General features: G+C 72.2%; 18 protein-coding genes, 1 pseudogene and 1 riboswitch. All 19 genes and pseudogenes read left to right on the top strand.

Translation table 11 applies throughout. From position 1 onward, the window contains the following. Positions 1-191 precede the first annotated feature (191 nt). On the top strand, positions 192-1,127 hold the full coding sequence (locus O1R50_RS20000; protein ID WP_270111952.1) for an aminoglycoside phosphotransferase family protein: 936 nt from the start codon (positions 192-194) through the stop codon (positions 1,125-1,127). A 128-nt stretch (positions 1,128-1,255) separates the two neighbouring features. Further along, a riboswitch (cobalamin riboswitch) is annotated at positions 1,256-1,483 on the top strand. Between the two features lie 26 nt (positions 1,484-1,509). Continuing rightward, a complete protein-coding gene (locus O1R50_RS19995; RefSeq protein WP_270111951.1) occupies positions 1,510-1,698 on the top strand; it encodes a CbtB domain-containing protein in 189 nt (62 codons plus the stop codon). Next, positions 1,698-2,426: a CbtA family protein gene (locus tag O1R50_RS19990; protein ID WP_270111950.1), complete on the top strand. Its 729-nt coding sequence runs from the start codon at positions 1,698-1,700 to the stop codon at positions 2,424-2,426. Before O1R50_RS19995 ends, O1R50_RS19990 begins: the two co-directional genes overlap by 1 nt. Beyond that, positions 2,423-3,007, top strand: a complete 585-nt coding sequence (locus tag O1R50_RS19985; RefSeq protein ID WP_270111949.1) for a histidine phosphatase family protein — start codon at positions 2,423-2,425, stop codon at positions 3,005-3,007. The genes O1R50_RS19990 and O1R50_RS19985 overlap by 4 nt, the downstream gene beginning before the upstream one ends. Then, positions 3,004-3,972, top strand: a complete 969-nt coding sequence (locus tag O1R50_RS19980) for a cobalamin biosynthesis protein (protein ID WP_270111948.1) — start codon at positions 3,004-3,006, stop codon at positions 3,970-3,972. The genes O1R50_RS19985 and O1R50_RS19980 overlap by 4 nt, the downstream gene beginning before the upstream one ends. Beyond that, the gene (locus tag O1R50_RS19975; RefSeq protein WP_270111947.1) at positions 3,969-5,516 is read left to right on the top strand and encodes a cobyric acid synthase; all 1,548 of its coding nucleotides are present in this window, start codon (positions 3,969-3,971) and stop codon (positions 5,514-5,516) included. The genes O1R50_RS19980 and O1R50_RS19975 overlap by 4 nt, the downstream gene beginning before the upstream one ends. Then, complete coding sequence (cobN, locus tag O1R50_RS19970; RefSeq protein WP_270111946.1) at positions 5,513-9,277, top strand: cobaltochelatase subunit CobN; 3,765 nt, start codon at positions 5,513-5,515, stop codon at positions 9,275-9,277. The genes O1R50_RS19975 and cobN overlap by 4 nt, the downstream gene beginning before the upstream one ends. Next, positions 9,274-11,421: a magnesium chelatase subunit D family protein gene (locus O1R50_RS19965; protein WP_270111945.1), complete on the top strand. Its 2,148-nt coding sequence runs from the start codon at positions 9,274-9,276 to the stop codon at positions 11,419-11,421. The genes cobN and O1R50_RS19965 overlap by 4 nt, the downstream gene beginning before the upstream one ends. A gap of 10 nt (positions 11,422-11,431) precedes the next feature. Continuing rightward, positions 11,432-12,028 carry a cob(I)yrinic acid a,c-diamide adenosyltransferase gene (cobO, locus tag O1R50_RS19960; RefSeq protein WP_270111944.1) on the top strand — a complete coding sequence of 199 codons (597 nt, stop codon included), beginning with the start codon at positions 11,432-11,434 and terminating at the stop codon, positions 12,026-12,028. Continuing rightward, the gene (locus O1R50_RS19955; protein WP_270111943.1) at positions 12,022-13,374 is read left to right on the top strand and encodes a cobyrinate a,c-diamide synthase; all 1,353 of its coding nucleotides are present in this window, start codon (positions 12,022-12,024) and stop codon (positions 13,372-13,374) included. The genes cobO and O1R50_RS19955 overlap by 7 nt, the downstream gene beginning before the upstream one ends. After that, positions 13,371-14,084, top strand: coding sequence for a precorrin-2 C(20)-methyltransferase (gene cobI / locus O1R50_RS19950; RefSeq protein ID WP_270111942.1), 714 nt, complete (start codon positions 13,371-13,373; stop codon positions 14,082-14,084). Before O1R50_RS19955 ends, cobI begins: the two co-directional genes overlap by 4 nt. Beyond that, the gene (gene cobM, locus O1R50_RS19945) at positions 14,081-14,851 is read left to right on the top strand and encodes a precorrin-4 C(11)-methyltransferase (protein ID WP_270111941.1); all 771 of its coding nucleotides are present in this window, start codon (positions 14,081-14,083) and stop codon (positions 14,849-14,851) included. The genes cobI and cobM overlap by 4 nt, the downstream gene beginning before the upstream one ends. 119 nt (positions 14,852-14,970) lie before the next feature. Continuing rightward, a complete protein-coding gene (locus tag O1R50_RS19940) occupies positions 14,971-16,137 on the top strand; it encodes a cobalt-precorrin-5B (C(1))-methyltransferase (protein WP_408612758.1) in 1,167 nt (388 codons plus the stop codon). Beyond that, a complete protein-coding gene (gene cbiE / locus O1R50_RS19935) occupies positions 16,134-17,330 on the top strand; it encodes a precorrin-6y C5,15-methyltransferase (decarboxylating) subunit CbiE (RefSeq protein WP_270111939.1) in 1,197 nt (398 codons plus the stop codon). Before O1R50_RS19940 ends, cbiE begins: the two co-directional genes overlap by 4 nt. After that, positions 17,327-19,018 (top strand): precorrin-3B C(17)-methyltransferase, encoded by a 1,692-nt coding sequence (gene cobJ, locus O1R50_RS19930; RefSeq protein ID WP_270111938.1) that lies wholly within the window; start codon positions 17,327-17,329, stop codon positions 19,016-19,018. Before cbiE ends, cobJ begins: the two co-directional genes overlap by 4 nt. Then, positions 19,018-19,218: a 4Fe-4S binding protein gene (locus O1R50_RS19925; protein ID WP_270111937.1), complete on the top strand. Its 201-nt coding sequence runs from the start codon at positions 19,018-19,020 to the stop codon at positions 19,216-19,218. The genes cobJ and O1R50_RS19925 overlap by 1 nt, the downstream gene beginning before the upstream one ends. A gap of 5 nt (positions 19,219-19,223) precedes the next feature. After that, entirely contained in the window at positions 19,224-19,883 is a 660-nt protein-coding gene (locus O1R50_RS19920; RefSeq protein ID WP_270111962.1) for a precorrin-8X methylmutase, read from the top strand. Continuing rightward, positions 19,880-20,803: a sirohydrochlorin chelatase gene (locus O1R50_RS19915; protein WP_270111936.1), complete on the top strand. Its 924-nt coding sequence runs from the start codon at positions 19,880-19,882 to the stop codon at positions 20,801-20,803. The genes O1R50_RS19920 and O1R50_RS19915 overlap by 4 nt, the downstream gene beginning before the upstream one ends. After that, positions 20,800-21,336, top strand: a pseudogene (locus tag O1R50_RS26460) (bifunctional adenosylcobinamide kinase/adenosylcobinamide-phosphate guanylyltransferase); the annotation flags it as partial. The gene O1R50_RS19915 and the pseudogene O1R50_RS26460, both read left to right, overlap by 4 nt. Positions 21,337-21,420 lie beyond the last annotated feature (84 nt).

Here is a 21,420-nt window from a genome sequence, read left to right as displayed (position 1 = left end):
GGAGTCCGAATAGGCGGGAACCGGGAAGCGGCACTCGAAACGGATCGTCCGCTGCTCCGGCCCTGGCGCGTGGACGAGGCGGACGGTAGGTGGATGCGGTCTCCACGGGGCTCGGGCTTCATCCGCCCTAGTGCAAGCGCGCAAAAGGAAATGGGCTGGACGAGGCGCCGCATCCCCTCCAAGATCGTGGCATGAGCCGTAGCCGCATCATGATCAGCCCGACCGCCCGGACCAGAGCCGAACATCTTGGAGACGAAGCACGGCAGTGGCTAGCCGACCTGGATGAACTGATCGCCGCCATCGAACAGCAGTGGCACATCACCGTGGGCGAACCCTTCCTCAACGCCAACGAAGGCATCGTCGCCCGAGCGCGCACCGCAGACGGAGGTAAGGCGGTCCTGAAGCTGATGGCGCCCATGCCCTGGGAAGACGACCAGATCGGGGTGCTGGAGCGGGCGGAAGGCCGCGGTTATGCGCGTGCGATCGCCGTCGATCGCGACAAGAACGCGATCCTGCTCGAAGCGCTAGGAACGCCCCTGAGCGACATGGGATGGTCGACCGAAAGGGTCATGACGACACTGGTGACAACGCTGCGCCAAGCCTGGACGGTCGCTCTGCCGACGACCTACGACATCAAGACCGGTGCGCAGAAAGCACAGGAACGGCATTGGCTGGTCGACCAGCTATGGGACAAACTCGAGCGACCGTGCCCGGCCGAGGTCGTCGCCCGCGCCAAGCGCTACTGCGATCGACGCGCCGCGGCCTTCGCCCCTGCCCACGCCGTCCATGCCCATGGTGATCCCCATGCAGGCAACGCGCTCCAGGTTCCAGAGCCTCGCCCGGGCGCCGAGTCCGGGTTCGCGTTCGTCGACCCTGATGGTCTCTTCATCGAGCCGGCCTACGACCTCGGCGCGATCATGTCCGGCGGCGAAGACGAGCTCAAAGGCGGCGCCTCCCGAGCCCTAGCACGCCAGTGGTGCTCGATGCTGGCCGAAGCTTCCGGCGCCGATGGGCAGGCGATCTGGGAATGGGCGTTCATCGAACGTGTCGCAATCGGCCTCTACGCCCTCGACCACGGCTGGGCCTGGGGCCAGGACAAACTCGATGCCGCAGGGCAACTCAGCTGAACCGACCAACCCAGCCAGGTCTTCTCGAACGCGCCAGCGAGCACGAGTTCCAAGTCCAAGGAGGCGCAGCGGACTGCGCGGCCCCACCGGCGCCAGTGGGAGGATTCTCACCTGGCGGTTGGGGGTGGACACCGCCCAGGGCATGCGGTACCTTCGGATTCCATTCGACGGAGGCAATCAGGAACGCAGTGTGATTCTGCGGCGGTCCCGCCACTGTATTCGGGGAGTCGCCCGCCCCAGAACCGAAGGTTCTGGCCGGACGGAGCGCGGTCACTGAGTCTTCGGACTTGGGAAGGCCGGGTGGACGGCGTCGATCCGAGGAGCCAGAACACTGGAGCCTTCCGTCACGACTGAGGGGACGCGGATCCCCGCGGAGGTCGCGATGACTGCCATTACCACCACTATGCCCAAAACGGCACCGAGACTGGGTCGCATTGCCCTGCTGGCGCTCGCTCTCACCGCCACGGTGTTCCTGGTCGCGTTCGAACAGGGCACGCTGACGGGGGGCCTCCCGGTCCTCCACGAGGCCTTCCACGATGCCCGGCATCTGCTCGGATTCCCCTGCCACTGATGCTGACCGACAGTCTTCGCCGCGGACTCGCGGCGGGGCTGCTGGCCGGTCTGGTGGCCGGGGTGTTCGCACTGCTCGTCGGCGAGGTCCCCCTCGGGGAGGCCATCGCGCTCGAAGAGCAGGCCAACGCCGCTGCCCACGAATCGGCCGACGCGGCCCACGAACATGACGCTGAGTTCACTGTCGACCGCTCAGTGCAACAGGCGCTGCTGCCGGTCGGCACCGCCCTGGTCGGCGCCGCCTATGGCGGCCTGTTCGGGCTCGCCTTCGGTCTGCTCGCCAAGGGCTCCCGCGACCGCTGGCGCTCGGGCCTGGGCTTCGGCCTCGCCGTCTGGGCCGCCGCCGGCCTGTTCCCGGCCCTGAAGTACCCGCCCAACCCGCCCGGTGTCGGCGACCCCGCCACGGTCAACGCCCGCACCGGCTGGTTCCTTGGCGCGCTGGTCGTCTCGATCGGCCTGGCGCTGCTGCTGACCCTGGCCTCGCGCAAACTGCGAACCCGTGGGATGGACGACGTGCCGCGACAGCTCGCGGTCGGCGCGGCGGCAGTCGTCCTTTACACGGCGCTGTTCTTCGCCCTGCCCGCCAACGGCGACCCGGTCGAGGTGCCCGCCGATCTGCTGTGGGACTTCCGCTTGGCCTCCATGGGGACGCAGGCGATCCTGTGGCTCGGCCTGGCCGTCGGCTTCGCCTGGTTGTGGCACCGGGCCGCGCGGAAGGCGGCGGCGTGAGCGGAGTGGTCCGTCTGACGCTGGTGCGCCACGCCCCGACCGAGGCGACCCGCCGCCACGCCTTCCCGCTCGACGAGCCGCTCGACACGGCCGGCGAGGCCGAGGCGGCGGCTCTGAACGGCAGACTGCCCGCGGTCGGGGCGATCAGTGCCCCGGCCGCGCGGTGCCGCCGCACCGCCGAACTGGCCGGGTTCGAAGCTCACGGGACCGACCCGCGCTGGTCCGAACTCGACTTCGGCGCCTGGGCCGGCGCGACCCTGACCGAGATCGGCGAACGCGACCCTGAACGCCTGCAGGCCTGGCTGGACGACCCTGCGTCGCCACCGCCCGGCGGCGAAAACCTGGGCGGTCTGCGAAAGCGCGTCCAGGAGGCGATGTCGTCGATCGGGGATGCGGGGGAGCACCGGGTGGTGTTCACCAGCGGCGGCCCGATCAAGGCCGCCATCGCGAACGTCCTCGAAGCGCCCGACACGGCGTTCTGGCGGCTCGACGTCGCACCCTGCTCAGTCTCGGTCTTGCACTGCCGCGGCGGCATCTGGACGGTCCGCCGCCTCAACGCCGCGGCCGGAGGACCGCGATGAGCGCCCGGGCGATCGGCATCCTCGCCGGCTACGCCGCCGACCTCGTCTTCGGCGACCCGAAACGCGGACACCCCGTGGCCGGATTCGGGCAGCTCGCCGCCAAGGCCGAACATCGCACCTGGCGCGACTCCCGTCCGGTCGGGGCCCTCCACACTGGAGCCCTCGTCGCCGGGACCGCCGCCCTGGCGGCGGCCGCTGACCGCGCCACCACTCGGCCTTGGGCCCGGGCGGCGTTGACCGCTGCGCTGACCTGGACCGTCATCGGCGGCCGGTCGCTGCGACGCGAGGCCGCCGGGATCGCCGCCGCCATCGAACGCGGCGACCTCGACGACGCCCGCCGCCGCCTGCCCGCACTGTGCGGCCGCGACCCTTCGGGCCTGGACGAGGCCGAGCTCGTGCGCGCAGCCCTCGAATCGGTCGCCGAGAACACTTCCGACGCCGTTGTCGCGCCACTGTGGTGGGGCGCGCTGGCCGGGCCTGCGGGACTCGCCGGCTACCGCGCCGCCAACACCCTCGACGCGATGATCGGCCACAAGTCGCCCCGCTACCGCCGCTTCGGCTGGGCCGCAGCCAGGTTCGACGACGTCGCCAACTGGATCCCCGCCCGGATCGCGGCCGCGCTGGCGGTCGTCCTCGCCCCGATCGTCGGCGGCTCCCCGCACGAGGCCGCGCGTATCTGGCGGCGCGACGGCGACGCGCACCCGAGCCCCAACGCAGGCCAAGTCGAGGCCGCCTTCGCCGGGGCTCTCGACCGCACCCTCGGCGGCGGCCAGAACCGCTACCCCGGCCACACCGACACCCGGCCCGCGATGGGTGACGGCCCGGCCCCCACGGTCGCCGACCTTCGCCGCGCGAACCGCCTCGCGGCGGCCGTCTCCGCCGCGGCGGCCGTCGGTGCGGCCGCGATCGCCTGGTCGCGGAGCCGTCGATCCGCGGAGCACCGCACCTCCGGGAGGGCCGCATGAGCGGCGCGATCCTATTGGCGGGCACCGCCTCCGATGTCGGCAAGAGCGTCCTGACCGCGGGCGTCTGCCGCTACCTCAAGCGCCAAGGCGTCTCGGTCGCCCCGTTCAAGGCCCAGAACATGGCCCTCAACGCGGCCGTCACGATCGACGGCGGCGAGATCGGCCGCGCCCAGGCCGCCCAGGCGGCCGCTTGCGGCATCCCGCCCGAGACCGCCATGAACCCGATCCTCATCAAACCCACCGGCGGCCACCGCAGCCAGGTCATCGTCATGGGCCGCCCCGCCTTCGACGCCGGCGCCCGCGACTACCACCGGCGCCGGACCGCCCTGCTCCCGGCCGTCCTCGACGCCCTCAACGGCCTCAAGGGACGCTTCGACGCGGTCGTCTGCGAAGGCGCCGGCAGCGCCGCCGAGATCAACCTGCGTCCGCACGACCTGGCCAACATGGGTCTCGCCCGTGCCGCGAACATGCCGGTCGTTCTCATCGCCGACATCGACCGGGGCGGGGCGCTCGCCTCACTCTACGGAACCCTGGCCCTGCTGGAGCCCGACGACCAGGCTCTCGTGGCGGGCTTCGTCATCAACCGCTTCCGCGGCGATCCGGCCGTCCTCGAGCCGGGGCTGGAGCAGCTGCGCCAGCTCACGGGCCGTCCCTGCCTCGGTGTCCTTCCGCACCTGAACGGACTCGACTTCGATGCCGAGGACTCGCTCGCCCTCGACCGGCCCCTGCCCTCAATTGCACCACTGGGGTCCGACAGTCTGGAGGTGGCAGTGGTGCGGTTGCCGAGAATCTCCAACTTCACCGACGTCGACGCCCTCGCCGCCGAACCCGGGGTCGAGGTCCGGTTCACCACCTCGACCGCCGACGTCCGCCGCGCCGACCTCGTGATCCTGCCCGGCACCAAGAACACCGTCGGCGACCTCGCCTGGCTGCGCGAAACCGGCCTGGCCGAGGCGATCGCGGACCGCGCCGCCGCGGGCGGCCCGATCCTCGGCGTGTGCGGCGGCTACCAGATGCTCGGCCGCACCATAATCGACGACATCGAAAGCCGCGAAGGGACCGCGACAGGCCTCGGCCTGCTCCCGGTCGTCACCGTCTTCCATGAGGACAAGACCCTCAAGATCCACAGCGGTTCCGCCCCAGGCCTCGGCGACATGCCCGTCGGCGGCTACTCCATCCGGCACGGCAGGCCCGCAGCAGACGGCGGCAAGGCCTGGTTGCGCGACGCCGACGGCACCGACGAAGGCTGCGCGGTAGGTGCGGTGTGGGGCACCAGCTGGCACAGCGTCCTCGAACACGACGAGGCCCGCCGCGCCTTCCTCTCCATCGTGGCCGACGCCGCCGGGCTCGACTGGAAACCCGGGGACGAGCCCTTCGCCGCCGTCCGGGAACAGCGCCTTGACCGCCTTGGCGACCTGATCGCCGACCACCTCGACGTGAACGCGCTCGAAACGCTGCTGGCCGACGGTCCACCGACCGACCTGCCGGTCGCACCGCCGGGCGGCGCACCCGCGCCGCGCGCCTGGACTGGGGAGAACCCTTGAACACCATCCTGTTCCTGACCACCGCCGACACCGAGATCCTCGCGGCGGCGGGCGCGGTCGACCGCCTCCCCGAAGACGCCCCGAAGCTCCGCGCGCTCAACCCCGCCCGAGCGGGAGGCAACGAGGGCTGGCTCGACGCGGCGCTGGCCGACGTCAAGGTTGTCGTCGCCCGGCTCCTCGGCGGCCGCGCAGCCTTCCCCGACCTCTTCGACGAGCTGCGCGAGCGATGCGTCGCTGCCGGAATCCCGCTGCTGGCCCTCTCTGGCGAAGGCTCGCCGGATGCCGAGCTCACGGCCCTGTCGACGGCCCCGACCGCCGCGCTCGCCCAGGCCTTCGAGTACCTGCGCCTCGGCGGCGTCGACAACACCGAGCAGCTCCTGCGGTTCCTCTCGGACACGCTGCTGCTCACCGGCCTCGGCTTCGAGTCGCCGCTGGAGCTGCCCGACCACGGCGCCTACCACCCGCACCACACCGACCCGCTCGCCGCCGTCGATCCCGAACGACCGCTCATCGGCGTGGTCTTCTACCGCTCGCACCTGGTCAGCGGCAACACCGGCTTCGTGGACACGCTCATCGACGCGATCGAAGCCCAAGGGGCCCAAGCGATCGGGCTGCACTGCTACTCGTTGCGCCCCGACGCCGACGGCAATGTCGGCCTCCTGTCGATGCTGGACGAGGCCGGGGTCCGGCCCGACGCGCTGGTCGTGACCGTCCTCGCCATGGGCGGCGCCACCGCCGCCGACACCCCCACCTGGAAGGCCGAAGCGCTGCAACGCCTCGGCGTCCCGGTCATCCAAGCCCTCGCCTCCACCGGCTCCCGCGAGACCTGGGCCGACAGCATCACCGGTCTGTCCCCGATGGACACTGCGATGCAGATCGCGCTACCCGAGTTCGACGGCCGCATCATCGGCGTCCCCTTCTCTTTCAAGGAACTCACCGAGGACGACGACCGCATCGGCGGCCCGGTCGTCCGCTACACCGCCGACCCCGAACGCACCGAACGCGTCGCCGGCATCGCGATCGGCCACGCCCGCCTGCGCCGAGTTCCCCGCTCGGACAAGCGGGTCGCGCTGGTCCTGTCGAACTATCCGACCAAGCACAGCCGCATCGGCAACGGCGTCGGCCTCGACACCCCCGCCTCCTGCGCGGCGCTGCTGCGGCGCATGAAGGCGACCGGTTACGACCTCGGCGACGTCGACCCCCACCTGCTGGAGGACTCCGACGCGCTCATCCACGCCCTGATCGACCGGGGCGGCTTCGACGCCGAACTGCTCACGGACGCCCAGTTGGCCGCCGCCGACGCCAAGCTCCCTGTCGAGGACTACGCCGCCTGGTTCAAGCGCCTCCCCGATGATCTGCGCGAATCCGTTGAGGCCCAATGGGGTCCGCCGCCAGGCGAGGTCCTGCTCACCCCCGACGGCCGCAACCTCGTGACCGCCACGCTCCGCATGGGCAACGTGGTCCTCGCGATCCAGCCCCCGCGCGGCTTCGGCGACGACCCTGTGGCGATCTACCACGACCCCGATCTGCCGCCCACCCACCAATACCTGGGCGCCTACTGGTGGCTGACCCGCGCCTTCGGCGCGGACGCGATCGTCCATGTCGGCAAGCACGGCACCCTCGAATGGCTGCCCGGCAAGGGCGTCGGCCTCTCCGCCTCCTGCGCCACCGACGCGGCCCTGACCGACGTGCCGCTCTTCTACCCCTTCGTCGTCAACGACCCCGGCGAGGGCACCCAGGCCAAGCGCCGCGCACACGCCGTCATCGTCGACCACCTCGTCCCGCCGATGATGCGCGCCGAGACCTATGACGAGCTCACCCGACTGGAGCAGCTGCTCGACGAGTACGCCGAGCTCGAACTGCTGGACCCGAGCAAGCTCCCAGCGATCCGCGACCAGATCTGGCAGCTCCTGGTCGAAGCCGAGATCGCCCGCGAACTCGACGTCGAGGCAATGCCCGGCGAAGAGGACTTCGGCGACCTCATCACTCACGTCGACGGCCACCTGTGCGAGATCAAGGACCTCCAGATCCGCGACGGGCTCCACATCCTCGGCGCGCCGCCGGAGGGCGAGCAGTTGCGCGGCCTGGTCAGGGCCATCCTGCGCCTGTCCCAAGGCGACACGCCCGGCCTGCGCTCCACCGTCGCCGCCGAGTTCGGCTTCGACGAGGCCGAACTGACCCGGGGCGGCGGCGTCCGCGTCGAAGCCGACACGGTCGGTCTCACCCGCCTGGCCCCAGGCCCTGCAGCGACCCGCGGCGACGTCCTCGACCGGATCGACCACCTCACCGGCGCCATGGTCGAGGACCTGGCCGAGACCGGCTGGGCCCCCGAGACCGCCGATCGGATCGTCGAGCAGCGGCTCGGCCGCTCCGCGCCGTCCGTAGCCGACGTGCTCCGCTTCGCCTGCACCGAGGTCGTGCCGCGCGTGCGCGGCTCAGCGGCTGAAATCGACAGGCTCCTGGAGGCCCTGGACGGCGAGTACCTGCCCGCAGGGCCCTCCGGCTCGCCCACCCGCGGCCGCCTCGACGTGCTCCCGACCGGCAAGAACTTCTACTCGGTCGACCCCAAGAGCCTGCCCAGCCGCCTGTCCTGGGAGGTCGGGGTCAAGCTCGCCGACGCCCTCCTCGCGACCCATGAGGAGCGGCGGGGGGTCCTGCCCGAGACCGTCGGCATCGTCGTGTGGGGCACCGCGAACATGCGCACCCACGGCGACGACATCGCCGAGATCCTCTCCCTGCTCGGCGTCCGCCCGGTCTGGCACGAGGAGACCCGCCGCGTGGTCGACCTCGAGGTCATCGACCTCGCCGACCTCGGCCGCCCCCGCATCGACGTCACCGTCCGCATCTCCGGGTTCTTCCGCGACGCCTTCCCGCACCTCGTCGCCCTCGTCGACCGCGCCGTCGAGACTGTCGCGGCCCTGGAGGAACCTCTCGACCAGAACTTCGTGCGCGCCCACGCCCTCGCCGACCAGAGGCGGCTGCAAGGCGAAGGCGTCCCCGAGGCCGCGGCCCGGCGGCGCTCGACCGCGCGCGTCTTCGGCGCCAAGCCCGGCGCGTACGGGGCCGGCCTGCTGCCGCTCATCGACGCCCGCAACTGGCGCGACACCGCCGACCTCGCCGAGGTCTTCACCGTCTGGTCCGGCCACGCCTACGGCCGCGGCCTCGACGGGGTCGAGGCCCACGCCGACCTGCACGCCAACCTGCGGCGCGTCCAGGTCGCGGTCAAGAACACCGACACCCGCGAGCACGACATCCTCGACTCCGACGACTACTTCCAGGAGCACGGCGGCATGATCGCCGCGATCCGCCACCTCACCGGGGCCGCCCCCGAGGCCTTCATCGGCGACTCCTCCGACCCCTCGCGCCCGGTCGCCCGCACCCTCGGCCAGGAGGTCGACCGCGTCTTCCGCTCCCGCGTGGTCAACCCGCGCTGGATCGCCAGCATGCAGCGCCACGGCTACAAGGGCGCCTTCGAACTGGCGGCCACAGTGGACTACATGTTCGGCTACGACGCCACCGCGAACGTCGTCAAGGACTGGCAGTACGCCAAGGTCGCCCACGCCTACGTCCTCGACAACGAGGTCCGCGACTGGGTCTCCGAGTCCAACCCCTGGGCCCTGCACGGCATCACCGAGCGGCTCCTCGAAGCCGTCCAGCGTGGACTGTGGAGCGAACCCGACCCGGACCTGCTCGACCAGCTGCGTGAGGCCCACCTGGAAGCCGAAGGCGCCGTTGAGGACCGCGGAGGAGACTCCGCATGACCTACCCGTTCACCGCCCTCGTCGGCTCCGAGCAGCTGACCACCGCGCTGCTGCTCGGCGCGATCGACCCCCGCATCGGCGGCGTCCTCGTCCGCGGCTCCAAGGGCTCGGCCAAATCGACCGCCGTGCGCGGCCTCGCCGCCCTGCTGCCCGACATCGCCACCCGCGCCGGCTGCGCTTACAACTGCCCGCCGGACCTTCCCGCCGACTTGTGCCCGACCTGCGAGGACGCGCCCGTCCAGCACCGGCCGACCCCGCTGGTCGAGCTCCCGGTCGGCGCCTCCGAGGACCGGCTCATCGGCTCGATCGACCTCGAACGGGCTCTGAGCGACGGCGTCCGCAGCTTCCAACCGGGCCTGCTCGCCCGCGCCCACCGCGGACTGCTCTATGTGGATGAAGTCAACCTGCTGGACGACCACCTCGTGGACGCGCTCCTCGACGCCGCCGCCATGGGCGTCAACCACGTTGAGCGCGAGGGCGTCTCGGCCCGCCACCCGGCCCGCTTCCAACTGGTCGGCACCATGAACCCCGAAGAGGGCGAACTGCGGCCCCAGCTGCTCGACCGCTTCGGCCTCACCGTCGAGGTCACCGCCCCGCTCGACGCCCACCAGCGCGCCGAGGTGGTGCGCCGCCGCCTCGCGTTCGACGCCGCCCCCGAGCCCTTCGCCGACCGCTTCGCGGCAGACGGGAAGCGCCTCGCCGAACGGCTGGTCGCCGCCCGCGACCTGCTGGAAAAGGTCGCGCTCGTCGACTTCTGGCTGCTGAAGATCGCCGAGGTCTGCGCGGCCTTCGGCGTCGACGGCATGCGCGCCGACATCGTCACCGCCCGCACCGCCGCCGCCCTCGCGGCCTGGAACGGCCGCACCGAGGTCACCCGCGCCGACGTGCGCGCTGCCTGCCTGCTGGCGCTGCCGCACCGGCGGCGCCGCGGTCCGTTCGACGACCCGGGCATCGACGAAGATGAACTCGATCGCCTCCTCGGCGACGACGAACCCGAACCGCCCCAGGACGACCCGGATGACGGACCGGACGACGGCCCCGATGACGGCGATGACGATCCGAACGGGTCAGGCCCGGCGCAGTCCGATCCGGGAGACCGATCCGCTGCACCGCCGCACGGTCCGCAGCCGCAACCGTCGGCATCCGACGGACCGGCCCGGTCCGACGACACCGAACGGCCGTCAGCTGGGGAAGCGCCGTCGACACCGGCCGACGATCGGTCGCCGGCACCGTCCGGCCGAGTCGAAGCCGCAGAAGAGACCGCAGCCGCCCCGACGTTGCTGACCGCCCCGCAGCGGCGGTTCGGGGCTTCTGGCCGCCGCAGTAGAGGGCGCTCGCGCCGGGGCGCGGCGGTAAGGACCCGTCCGCTGCTGTCGGGTGAGACCGCGCGCGCCGCCGACTTGGCGGTTTCGGCAACGCTCATCGCGGCTGCGACCGGCCGCCGCGCAATGTCGCCGGGCGCGAGGGCGGCCGGGGCCGGGGCGACACCGCGCGATCCGGTCCGGTTCGGCCTCAGAGGACCTTCGTCGGCATTCGGCGCGATGACGATCCGCCGCTCCGACCTCCGACACTACGAACGCTCCGGCAAGCAGGGCCACCTCATCGTCCTGTGCGTCGACGCCTCCGGCTCGATGGGCGCGCGCCGCCGCATGGGCGCCGTCAAGGGCGCCGTCCGCGCCCTCCTGTTCGACGCCTACCAACGCCGCGACCTGGTCTCCCTCGTGACCTTCCGCGGCAGGGACGCCGAGACCGTGCTGCCGCCCACCGCCGGCGTCGAGCTCGCCGATCGCCGCCTGGCCGTGCTCCCGACCGGCGGGCGCACCCCGCTCGCCGCCGGGCTCCTCCACGCGTGCGCCGTCATCGAACGCCACGCCCGCCGCGACCCCGACCGCCGCCCGCTCCTGGTCGCCGTCACCGACGGACGCGCCAACGCCACCACCGACGCGGTCGCCGAGTCCCGCCAGGCCGCCGCCCACCTGGCGGCCAAGGACGTCCCGGCCCTCGTCGTGGACACCGAATCCGGGTTCGTCCGCACCGGCCTGGCCGCCGAACTGGCCCGCCACCTCGCCGCGCCCTGCGTCGAACTCGAACGGTTCGCCTCCGGCGAACTCGCCCGCACCATCCGCCTCGCCACCGGACGCTGAGAAGGAATCAATGACCGACGAACGCAGCCAATACGACGGCGCCACCGCCGACGCCACCGCCGACACCCAGCCGCGGCGGCGCAAGCGCGAGGTCCCGCTCCTGATGGTGCACACCGGCACCGGCAAGGGCAAGTCCACCGCCGCGTTCGGGATGATGATGCGCGCGTGGAGCCAGGACTGGCCCATCGCGGTCTTCCAGTTCGTGAAGTCCGGCAAGTGGCGCGTCGGCGAGCAGGCCGCCGCCGAGAAGCTCGGCGGCATCGACTGGTTCAAGATGGGCGACGGCTGGTCCTGGACCAGCCGCGACCTCGCCGAATCGGCCGACCTCGCCCGCGAAGGCTGGGAAGAGGTCAAGCGCTGCCTGGCCGAGGAACGCTACCGCTTCTACCTGCTCGACGAGTTCACCTACCCCATGAAGTGGGGCTGGGTCGACACCGCCGAAGTCGTTGAGGTCCTTCGGGGCCGCACCGGGTGGCAGTACGTCATGATCACCGGCCGCGACGCTCCTCCAGAACTGATCGAGGCCGCCGACCTGGTCACCGAGATGACCAAGGTCAAGCACCCGCTCGACCAGGGCTGGCGCGGCCAGAAGGGCATCGAATGGTGACCGTGCCGCGCCTCGTGGTCGCCGGGACCCGTTCGGGCTCTGGCAAGACCACTGTGGCCACCGGTCTCATGGCCGCCCTGCGCGGCCTGGGCCTGCGCGTCTCCGGCCACAAGGTAGGGCCCGACTTCATCGACCCCGGGTACCACGCGCTGGCCAGCGGGCGGCCCCCGCGCAACCTGGACGCGTTCATGCACGGACCCGAGTTGATCGCGCCCCTGTTCGCGCACGGTGCGGCGGGCGCGGATGTGGCCGTGATCGAGGGCGTCATGGGCCTGTTCGACGGCCGGGCCGGAACCGACGAGGCCTCCACCGCCCACATCGCGAGGCTGCTCGACGCTCCAGTGGTGCTCGTCGTCGACGCCGCGTCGCAGTCGCGTTCGGTCGCCGCCGAGGTCCACGGCTTCGCGAGCTTCGACCCGTCGATCCGCATCGCCGGTGTGGTGCTCAACAAGGTGGCGTCCGACCGGCACGAGGCCATGCTGCGGGAGGCGCTGGCACCGTTGGGAATACCGGTGGTCGGGGTGTTGCGGCGCAGCGAACGCGTCGCAACGCCTTCGCGGCACCTGGGGCTCGTTCCGGCGGCCGAACGGCGAACCGAAGCCCTCGAACTCGTGGACACTCTTGGGCGCAAGCTGAAGGAGGGGATCGACCTCGAGGCGGTGATGCGCCTCGCCCGCAGCGCACCCGCGCTCGACGCCGACCCCTGGCGGCCTCCTTTCGGCCTTGCCGACGCGACTCGCCCCGTCGTCGCCGTCGCGGGCGGCCCGGCCTTCACCTTCGTCTACACCGAACACCGCGAACTGCTCGAAGCGGCCGGGGCCGATGTCGCCGACTTCGACCCGCTGCACGACGAGGCCCTGCCCGAAGGGACCGTCGCGGCCTATCTCGGCGGCGGTTTCCCCGAGGCCTACGCATCGGAACTGGCCGCCAACACCGGTCTCGCCGACGATCTGCGCGCGCTGTCGGCATCAGGCGGTCCGATCGTGGCCGAGTGCGGCGGCCTGCTGTATCTGTGCCGCAGCCTCGACAGCGAGAAGATGGTCGGCCTCGTGCCCGCCGACGCCGAGTTCACCGATCATCTGACCCTCGGGTACCGCGCCGCCCGTGCCGCCTCGTCAGGACCGCTCGGCCCGGAGGACTTCGAGGTGCGCGGCCACGAGTTCCATCGCACCGTCGTGCGGCCGCGCGCGGGGAGCCGCCCGGCCTGGGACCTCGGGGATCACGGGCTGGAGGGTTTCAACAGCGGCGGCGTCCATGCCAGTTATCTCCATACGGCCTGGGCCGCAGCGCCGGAGATGGCACGGTTTCTACTGTCATACGCGCACCGCAAGGAGGAACTGGCATGAGCGGCACTCTCATCGGGATCGGCACCGGACCCGGCGACCCCGACCTCATCACCGTCAAGGGCCGCGACGGCCTGCTGCGAGCCGACCGCATCTTCGTGCCGGTCGCGGCCTCCTCGTCCCCGGACGAGCCCGGCTACGCCGAACGCGTGGTCGCCCACCATGTGCCGCATGACAAGCCGATCCACCGCCTGGTGTTCGAACTCGACAAGGACCACCGGGACATCGCCTGGGCCAGGGCGGCCGACAAGGTGGCCGAGGTAGTCGCCGCCGGCGGGACCGCCGCGTTCGCGACCATCGGCGACCCGAACGTCTACTCCACCTTCGCCTATCTGGCCCGCGAGGTCCGCCGCCTCGTCCCCGACGCCGCTGTGCGGACGATCCCGGGCATCACGGCCATGCAGGACTTGGCCTCCCGCACCGGCACGGTGCTGTGCGAGCACGACGAGCCGCTCCAGCTCATGCCGATGACCGCCGGGACCGGCCGCATCCGCGAAGCCATCGCAAGCGGCGGCACGGTCGTGCTCTACAAGGGCGGCAGGAAGCTTCCGGAGATCAGGGCCGTGCTGGAGGAGGCCGGGGCGCTGGACCGCGCCGTGTTCGGCGCCCACCTGGGCCATGCCGACGAGGACGTCCGCGCCGAGGTGCCGCACAGTCCCGCCCCTTACCTCTCCACGGTCATCGTCACCCCCGAACGACAGGAGCGAACGTGAGCGGCGCGAAGATCTGGTTCGTGGGCGCCGGACCCGGCGCGGCCGACCTGCTGACCGTACGGGCCGCGAAGGTCATCGGCGAGGCCGACATCGTCGTGTGGGCCTCCAGCCTGGTCCACGAGGACGTCCTCGACTACGTGCGCCCCGGCGCCGAGGTCCTGGACTCGAAGACCATGACACTCGAAGAGGTCCTGGACGTCTACCGCCGCGCGGCCGCCGAGGGCCTGATCGTCGCTCGCCTCCACTCGGGCGACCCGTCCATCTACGGGGCGATGCAGGAGCAGTTGGAGGCCGTCGCCGAACTGGACGCCGACATCGAGGTGGTCCCGGGGGTGACCTCGGTGGCCGCCACCGCCGCCGCGGTCGCGCGTGAACTCACCATTCCCGAAGTGGCCCAATCGGTCGTGATGACCCGCATGGCCACCCGCACGCCCATGCCCGAAGGGGAGGACCTGGCCTCGTTCGCCCGCCACGGGACCACGCTCGCGCTGTTCCTGTCGGCGTCGCGGCCCAAGCGGCTCCAGGCCGAACTGCTGGGCGGCGGGTACGCGCCCGAGACGCCGTGCGTCGTCGGCTACCGCGTGACCTGGCCCGAGGAGCGCATCGAGACCTGCCGACTCGACGAACTGGCCGCGACGATCCGGGCCATGAAGGTCACCATGCACACCCTGGTCCTCGTCGGCCCCGCCCTCGGCGCCCAGGGCACCCGCAGCCACCTGTACTCGCCGGGCTTCGCCCATACCTACCGCCCGGCGAGGACGGCGTGAGCGAAGGGCCCGCGCGTTCCTTCCCGTCCCGGCTTCCCAAGCGCGCCAAGGCCGGGCCGGTCCACGTCGACCGCGCCTCCCCGCCTCCGTCCGCGCCGCGCGACCTCGTCGAACCCGACCTGCCGCGCACCGCGAAGATCCGCGACGGTAAGGCCCTGCGCACCGGATTCACCACGGGCGCGTGCGCGACCGCCGCGGCGAAGGCTGCGATCTTGTTGCTCGCCACCGGGAAACGCAGTAGCACAGTGGATGTTTGGTTGCCGGTCGGCCGCCGCGTCGAGTTCGCGGTCGACCGCTGCGAGACGCTCGGGGACGCCGCCGAGGCGGTAGTGGTCAAGGACGCCGGGGACGACCCGGACGTCACCAACGGCGCGCACCTGACCGCCACGGTCGCTTGGAGCGACGAGCCCGGCGTCCACCTCTACGGCGGCGACGGCGTCGGCGTCGTGACCAGGCCCGGCCTGGGCCTGGAGGTCGGCGGGCCGGCGATCAACGGCACGCCCAGGCAGATGATCCGCATCACCGTCGAGGAGGTCTGCGACCCGTACCGCGACCGCGGCGTCGACGTCGTGGTCTCGGTTCCGGAGGGCGAGCAGATGGCCAAGCGGACCACCAACGCGCGCTTGGGCATCCTAGGCGGCATCTCGATACTCGGCACCACGGGCATCGTCCGTCCCTTCTCGACTGCGGCATGGCGGGCCTCGGTGCTCCAGGCGGTCGACGTCATGGCCGCCGCGAACCTCGACACGTGCGTGCTCACCACGGGCGGCCGGACCGAACGCGCCGCGATCGGCCTCATGCCCGGCCTGGACGAAGTCTGCTTCACCGAGGTCGGCGACTTCACCGGCGCCGCCGTCGAACGCTGCGTCTACGCCGGTCTGCGCCGCCTCGTCTTCGTCGGCATGGCCGGAAAACTGGCCAAGCTCGGAGCAGGGGTCATGATGACCCACTACACCAAGTCGCGAGTGGACACCGGCTACCTGGCGGAGGTCACCGCGCGGGCCGGCGGCGACGCGGCCCTGGTGGCAGCGGTCGGCGAAGCCAACACCGGCCGCCACGCCTACGAACTCTGGTCCCAGCGCGGACTGTTGACGGCGGCCGGAGACACCCTCTGCGACGACGTGGCGATCAACCTGGCCGCCTGGGCCCGGCACTGCGGGGGAGAACTGGAAGTCGACGCCGTACTCGTGGACTTCGACGACCTCAACCCCGTCGCCTGGAGCACCCGGGCCCCCGAGCGCCTCGCCGCGACCGGAACCGACCCGGCCCTGTGGGCGCGGCCATGACCGCCCCGGTGATCGTGATCGGCGTCGGTCCCGACGGCCTCCTGGCCCGCCCGATTCCCCAAGACGCCCAAGCCATCGCAGGTGGCAAGCGGCACCTGGCCGCCCACGCCCCCGGCACCGTGCCGACCATCCCGATCGCCGGAGATCTCAACGCGGTACTCGAACGCATCGCCGCCGTGCCCGGCCCGGTCGCCGTCCTCGCCTCGGGCGACCCCGGATGGTTCGGCATCCTCCGCCGCCTCGCCGAACTCGACCGGCCGCTCGAAGTGCACCCGGCCGCCTCCTCGGTCGCCGGAGCCTTCGCCCGAATCGGCATGACCTGGGAGGACGCCCGCGTCGTCTCGGCCCACGGCCGCAACAGGCGACCCGCCGTCGCCACCGGCCTCGCCGGAGGCAAGGTCGCGATCCTGACCGACACCGAGAACACCCCCGCCAGCATCGCCCAGGAACTCCTCGACTCCGGCTGCGGCCCGAGAAACGTCGTAGTCGCAGCCCGACTCGGCCACGAAGACGAGACCATCGTCCACTGTGATCTCACCGAAGCCGCGGGCCGCGGATTCGCCGACCCGAACGTCATGCTGATCCTCGACCAGGCCGACACCGCCGGACCGACACTCCTGGCCCACAGCCGAACCACCGCACTCTGGGGCCGCCCGGTCGAGGACTTCGAGCACCGCGACGGGCAGATCACCAAGCCCGCCGTACGCGCCGCCGTACTCGCCGGGCTCGGTCCAGGACCCGGCCGCCTGCTGTGGGACGTCGGCTGCGGATCGGGCAGCGTCGCGGTCGAAGCCGCCGCCCTGGGCGCGGGCGTCATCGCCATCGACGACGATGCGGCCCAAGTGGAACGGACCCGCGCCAACGCTGCCGCCCACGATGTCCGGCTCGGTGCCGTCCAGGGCCGCGCCCCCGCCGCACTCGAAACCCTGCCCGACCCCGACGCCGTGTTCATCGGCGGGGGAGGAGCCGACCTCGAAGCGATCATCGACGTCGCGACGACCCGCTGCCGCGACCGGATCGTCATCGCGCTGGCCACGATCGAACGCGTCGGGCCGGTCATGAACCGCCTCGAAGCAGCCGGTTGGACCGCGAGCGGCCAGCTCATCGAAGTCGCCGAGCTCGTGCCCCTCGGCGACGGCCACCGCCTCGCCCCGCGCAATCCCGTCCTGCTCGTCCAAGGAGTACACCCGTGACCGCGCCCCGCACCATCGTCTTGGCAGCCACCGAGACCGGCCGCCGCCTCGGTGCCGACCTCGCAGCCCACGTCGGCGGTGAGCACCGCACCGGACGCCCGCGCGACCTGCTCGCCGAGGCCTGGGGCGAAGCCGACGCGCTCGTCCTCGTCATGGCCGCTGGCGCGGCCGTCAGGCTCATCGCCCGGCACCTGGCCGACAAGCGAACCGACCCCGCCGTCGTCTGCGTCGACGACGCCGGCCGTTTCGCCGTCAGCCTCTGCGGCGGCCACGAAGGCGGTGCGAACGCCCTGGCCGACCGCATCGCCGCCCACCTTGCAGCGACTCCGGTCATCACCACCGCCTCAGAGGCCGCGGGGCTGCCCAGCCTCGGCTCCCTCGGCGAGCGCTTCGGCATCCGGGCCGAAGGCGACCTCGCCGCCGTCGGCGGCCACGTCCTGACCGGAAGCCCGGTCCGGATCGAGCGCGACCTTCCCTGGCCGCTCGGACCGGTCCCCGCCCCGGTCACCGACGACCCCACCGCGCCGCTCCTGCGCGTCAGCGACCGCATTACCGCCGTTCAGGTCCCCACCGTCTTCTATCGACCCCCCTCGCTCGTCATCGGCATCGGCTCCTCCCGCGGCGTCACCGCCGCCGAGGTCGGCGACCTCATCGATCAGGCCCTCGCCGCCGCCGGGCTCTCCCCACTGGCCGTCCACACCGCCGCCACGGTCGATCTCAAGGCCGATGAAACCGGGATCAACGAGGCCGTCACCGCCCGCGGCTGGCCCGTCGTGCACCTTCCTGCTGAAGCGCTCGCCGCCATCGAGGTCCCCAACCCGTCCGAAGTCGTTCTGGCCGCCGTCGGCACCCCGTCCGTGGCCGAAGCCGCCGCCCTCCACCTCGGCGGGGAACTCGTGGTCGCCAAGCGCCGCAGCCCCATGGCCACCGTCGCCATCGCCCGCAGACCCGCCCGCGGCCGCCTGGCCCTCGTCTCACTCGGGCCCGGGGCCGATGATCTCACCACGCCGCGCGCCGCCGCCGAACTCGCCGCCGCCGAGGTCGTCATCGGCTACGGCCCCTACGTGGACCAGGCCGCCCGCTGGACCACGCGCGGTGCCGTCTTCGAAACCTTCGGTCTCGGCCAGGAGGTCGAACGCGCCGTACGCGCCGTCGAACTCGCCAGGGAAGGGCGCGCCGTCGCGCTGGTCGGCTCCGGCGATGTCGGCGTGTACGCGATGGCCTCTCCGACCATTGAACACGCGGGGCCCGACATCGACGTGGTCGTCGTGCCCGGCGTGACCGCCGCACTGGCCGCCAGCGCGATCCTCGGCGCCCCCTTCGGCCACGACCACTGCTCGATCTCCCTGTCGGACTTGATGACCCCGTGGAACCTGATCGAGGAGCGGGTCGAGGCCGCCGCCCGCGCCGACCTGGCGATCGCCTTCTACAACCCGCGCAGCGCCGGCCGTGACTGGCAGCTGGCCCGGGCCCGCGAGATCCTGCTGCGCCACCGCGACCCGGAGACCCCGGTGGGCATCGTCCGCGACGCGGAGCGGCCCGGCCAGGCGGTCACCGTGACGACCCTCGGCGCCCTCGATGTCGCGACCGTCCAGATGACCACCCTGGTCCTGGTGGGCACCAGCCGGACCCGCATGGCGTCCGGCCGCATGGTCACGCCCCGCGGCTACAAGAGCGAGGTCTTCTGATGGACGGGCCCTTCGTCGTGACGACCGCGTGCACCGCCTGCGGGGCGTGCCTGCGCACCTGCCCCGAGCGCTGCCTGCGTCCCACGCCCGGCGGCCGGATCCCGCTGCTGGTGATCGCCGACCGCTGCACCGGCTGCGGCGAGTGCGCCGAGGTATGTCCGGCCGAGGCGATCCGGCCGCTCGCGGAGGTGACCCGGTGAGGCGCATGGGACGCGACCGCGTGCATCCGATCGAGGTCGAGAGCATGCGCATCCTCGCCTCCAGAGTGGACCTCTCGCACCTGAAGCCGTTGAGCCGGGCAGTGACCGAGCGCGTCATCCACTCCGCGGCAGACATTGGCTACGCCGAGGAGCTGGTGCTCGACGAGGCCGCACTCGAACGAGCATGGACTGCCTTGCGCGACGGCGCCCCCATCGTCGCCGACAGCCGCATGGTCGCAGCCGGGATCACCAGTGTCGCCGTGGAGGTGCCGCTGACCTGGGACGGTGTGGCCGAGCGCGCCCGCGAGTCCGGCACCACCCGCAGTGCCGCCGCGATCGAGTCCGCCTGCGAGCGTTTCGGTCCCGGCGCGATCTGGGTGGTCGGCAACGCGCCCACGGCGCTCGAGGCGGTCATCGCCCGCGCCCCCGACCCGGCGCTCGTCGTCGGCCTGCCGGTGGGCTTCGTCGGCGCGGTCGAGTCCAAACGGCACCTGCGCGACTCCGGCCTTCCCGCGGTCTCGAACCGCTCCGAACTGGGAGGCTCGGCAGTCGCCGCCGCGGCCGTGAACGCCCTGCTCTACACCGCTTCCCTGGAATCGGGTGCGAGCCCGCCAGCGATCGCCCCTCAACCCTCCACACCTACCTACCTTGAGGAGCACTCATGAGCCACCAGTTGATGATCGTCGCCCACGGCACCACCGACCCGGCCGGGCAGGCCGAGTCGTTCCAGCTGCTGGAGGAGGTCCGCGCCCTGCGCCCGAACCTCCGCGCCGACCTGTCCTTTCTGGAACTGTGCCCGCCGCCGATCAGCGAGGCAGTCGCGGCGGCCGTCGCCGACGGGGTCGACCGCATGACCATCCAGCCCCTGGTCCTGCTCGGTGCGGGCCACGCCAAGGGCGACGTCCCGGCGGCCATCGCCGCCGAGCGCGACCGGCACCCGCACGTCACCTTCACTTACGGCGCGCCGCTGGGCATCCGGCCCGAAATCCTGGAGCTGACCGATCGGCGTCTGCGCGAGGCCGTCCCCGAATCCGAACGAGAGGAGACCGCCGTCATCCTCATCGGACGCGGCACCTCCGACCCCGACGCCAACGGCGACCTGTTCAAAGCCGCTCGCCTGCTCTGGGAGGGCCGCCCCTGGCCGATCGTCGAGGCCGGCTTCGTCAGCCTCGCCCAGCCCTCGGTGCCCGAGGCGCTCGAACGCTGCCGCGCCTTGGGCGCCAAGCGGATCGCGCTGCTGCCGTACTTCCTGTTCACCGGCGTCCTGGAGCGGCGCATCCGGCAGCAGACCCACGAATGGGCCGCCGCCAACCCCGACGTCGCCGTCATCGACGCGCCCTACCTCGGCCCCGACCGGGCCGTGGCCGAAGCCCTGCTGGCCCGCGCCGACGAAACCGAGTCCGGGCAGGTCCGCGTCAACTGCGACACCTGCCAGTACCGGGTCGCCCTGCCGGGCTTCGAGCACCGCGTCGGCGCGCCCCAGACGCTCCACTACCACCCGGACGACCCGGGGACCCACGCCCACCACCACGGCGACCACGCCCACGACCACCACCAGCAGCACCACGCGGAGCGCGCTCAATGACCCTCCACCTCGTCCTCGGCGGCACCCGCTCGGGCAAGAGCGCCCGCGCCGAGCACCTGGCCGCCGCGAGCGGCGGCCCCGTCGCCTACGTCGCGACCGGCAAGGCCGACGACCCCGAAATGGGCGAGCGGGTCCGCCGACATCGCAACCGCCGCCCCGCCGACTGGCAGACGGTCGAGACCACCGACCTCGCCGCGGCCCTGAAGGAACTGCCGCCGGAACACTGCGTTCTCGTCGACGACCTCGACGGCTGGATCACCGACCAGATGACCCGGGCCGGACTGTGGACCGAGGACGACGTCGCAGGGCTCGGCGAGACCGGACGCGCGTCGTGGGACCGGGTGCTGGACCACGCACGAGTCTGGCGCGACCTCGCGGTAGCCCGCCCGGCCCCGGTGATCGTCGCCGCCGGCCAGAGCAACCTCGGCCTGCTCCCGCCGCATGCCTCGTCGCGCCGCTGGCTGGACCTGCACGGCGAAGTGGTGCAGACGCTCAGCTCGCACGCCGAGCAATGCGAACTCGTCGTCGCGGGCCGTGCGATCCCGCTGCCGACCCCGGACGGACCGGTTCCCGCGATCCCTCTCATCGACGAACCCTGCGTCCAGGAAGCAGGCCTC

Origin of the sequence: Glycomyces luteolus, assembly GCF_027622875.1 — a bacterium.
GTDB lineage: Bacteria > Actinomycetota > Actinomycetes > Mycobacteriales > Micromonosporaceae > Glycomyces > Glycomyces luteolus.
Note: the sequence above shows the minus strand (reverse complement) of the source record. Positions and strands in the feature narration are given on the sequence as shown.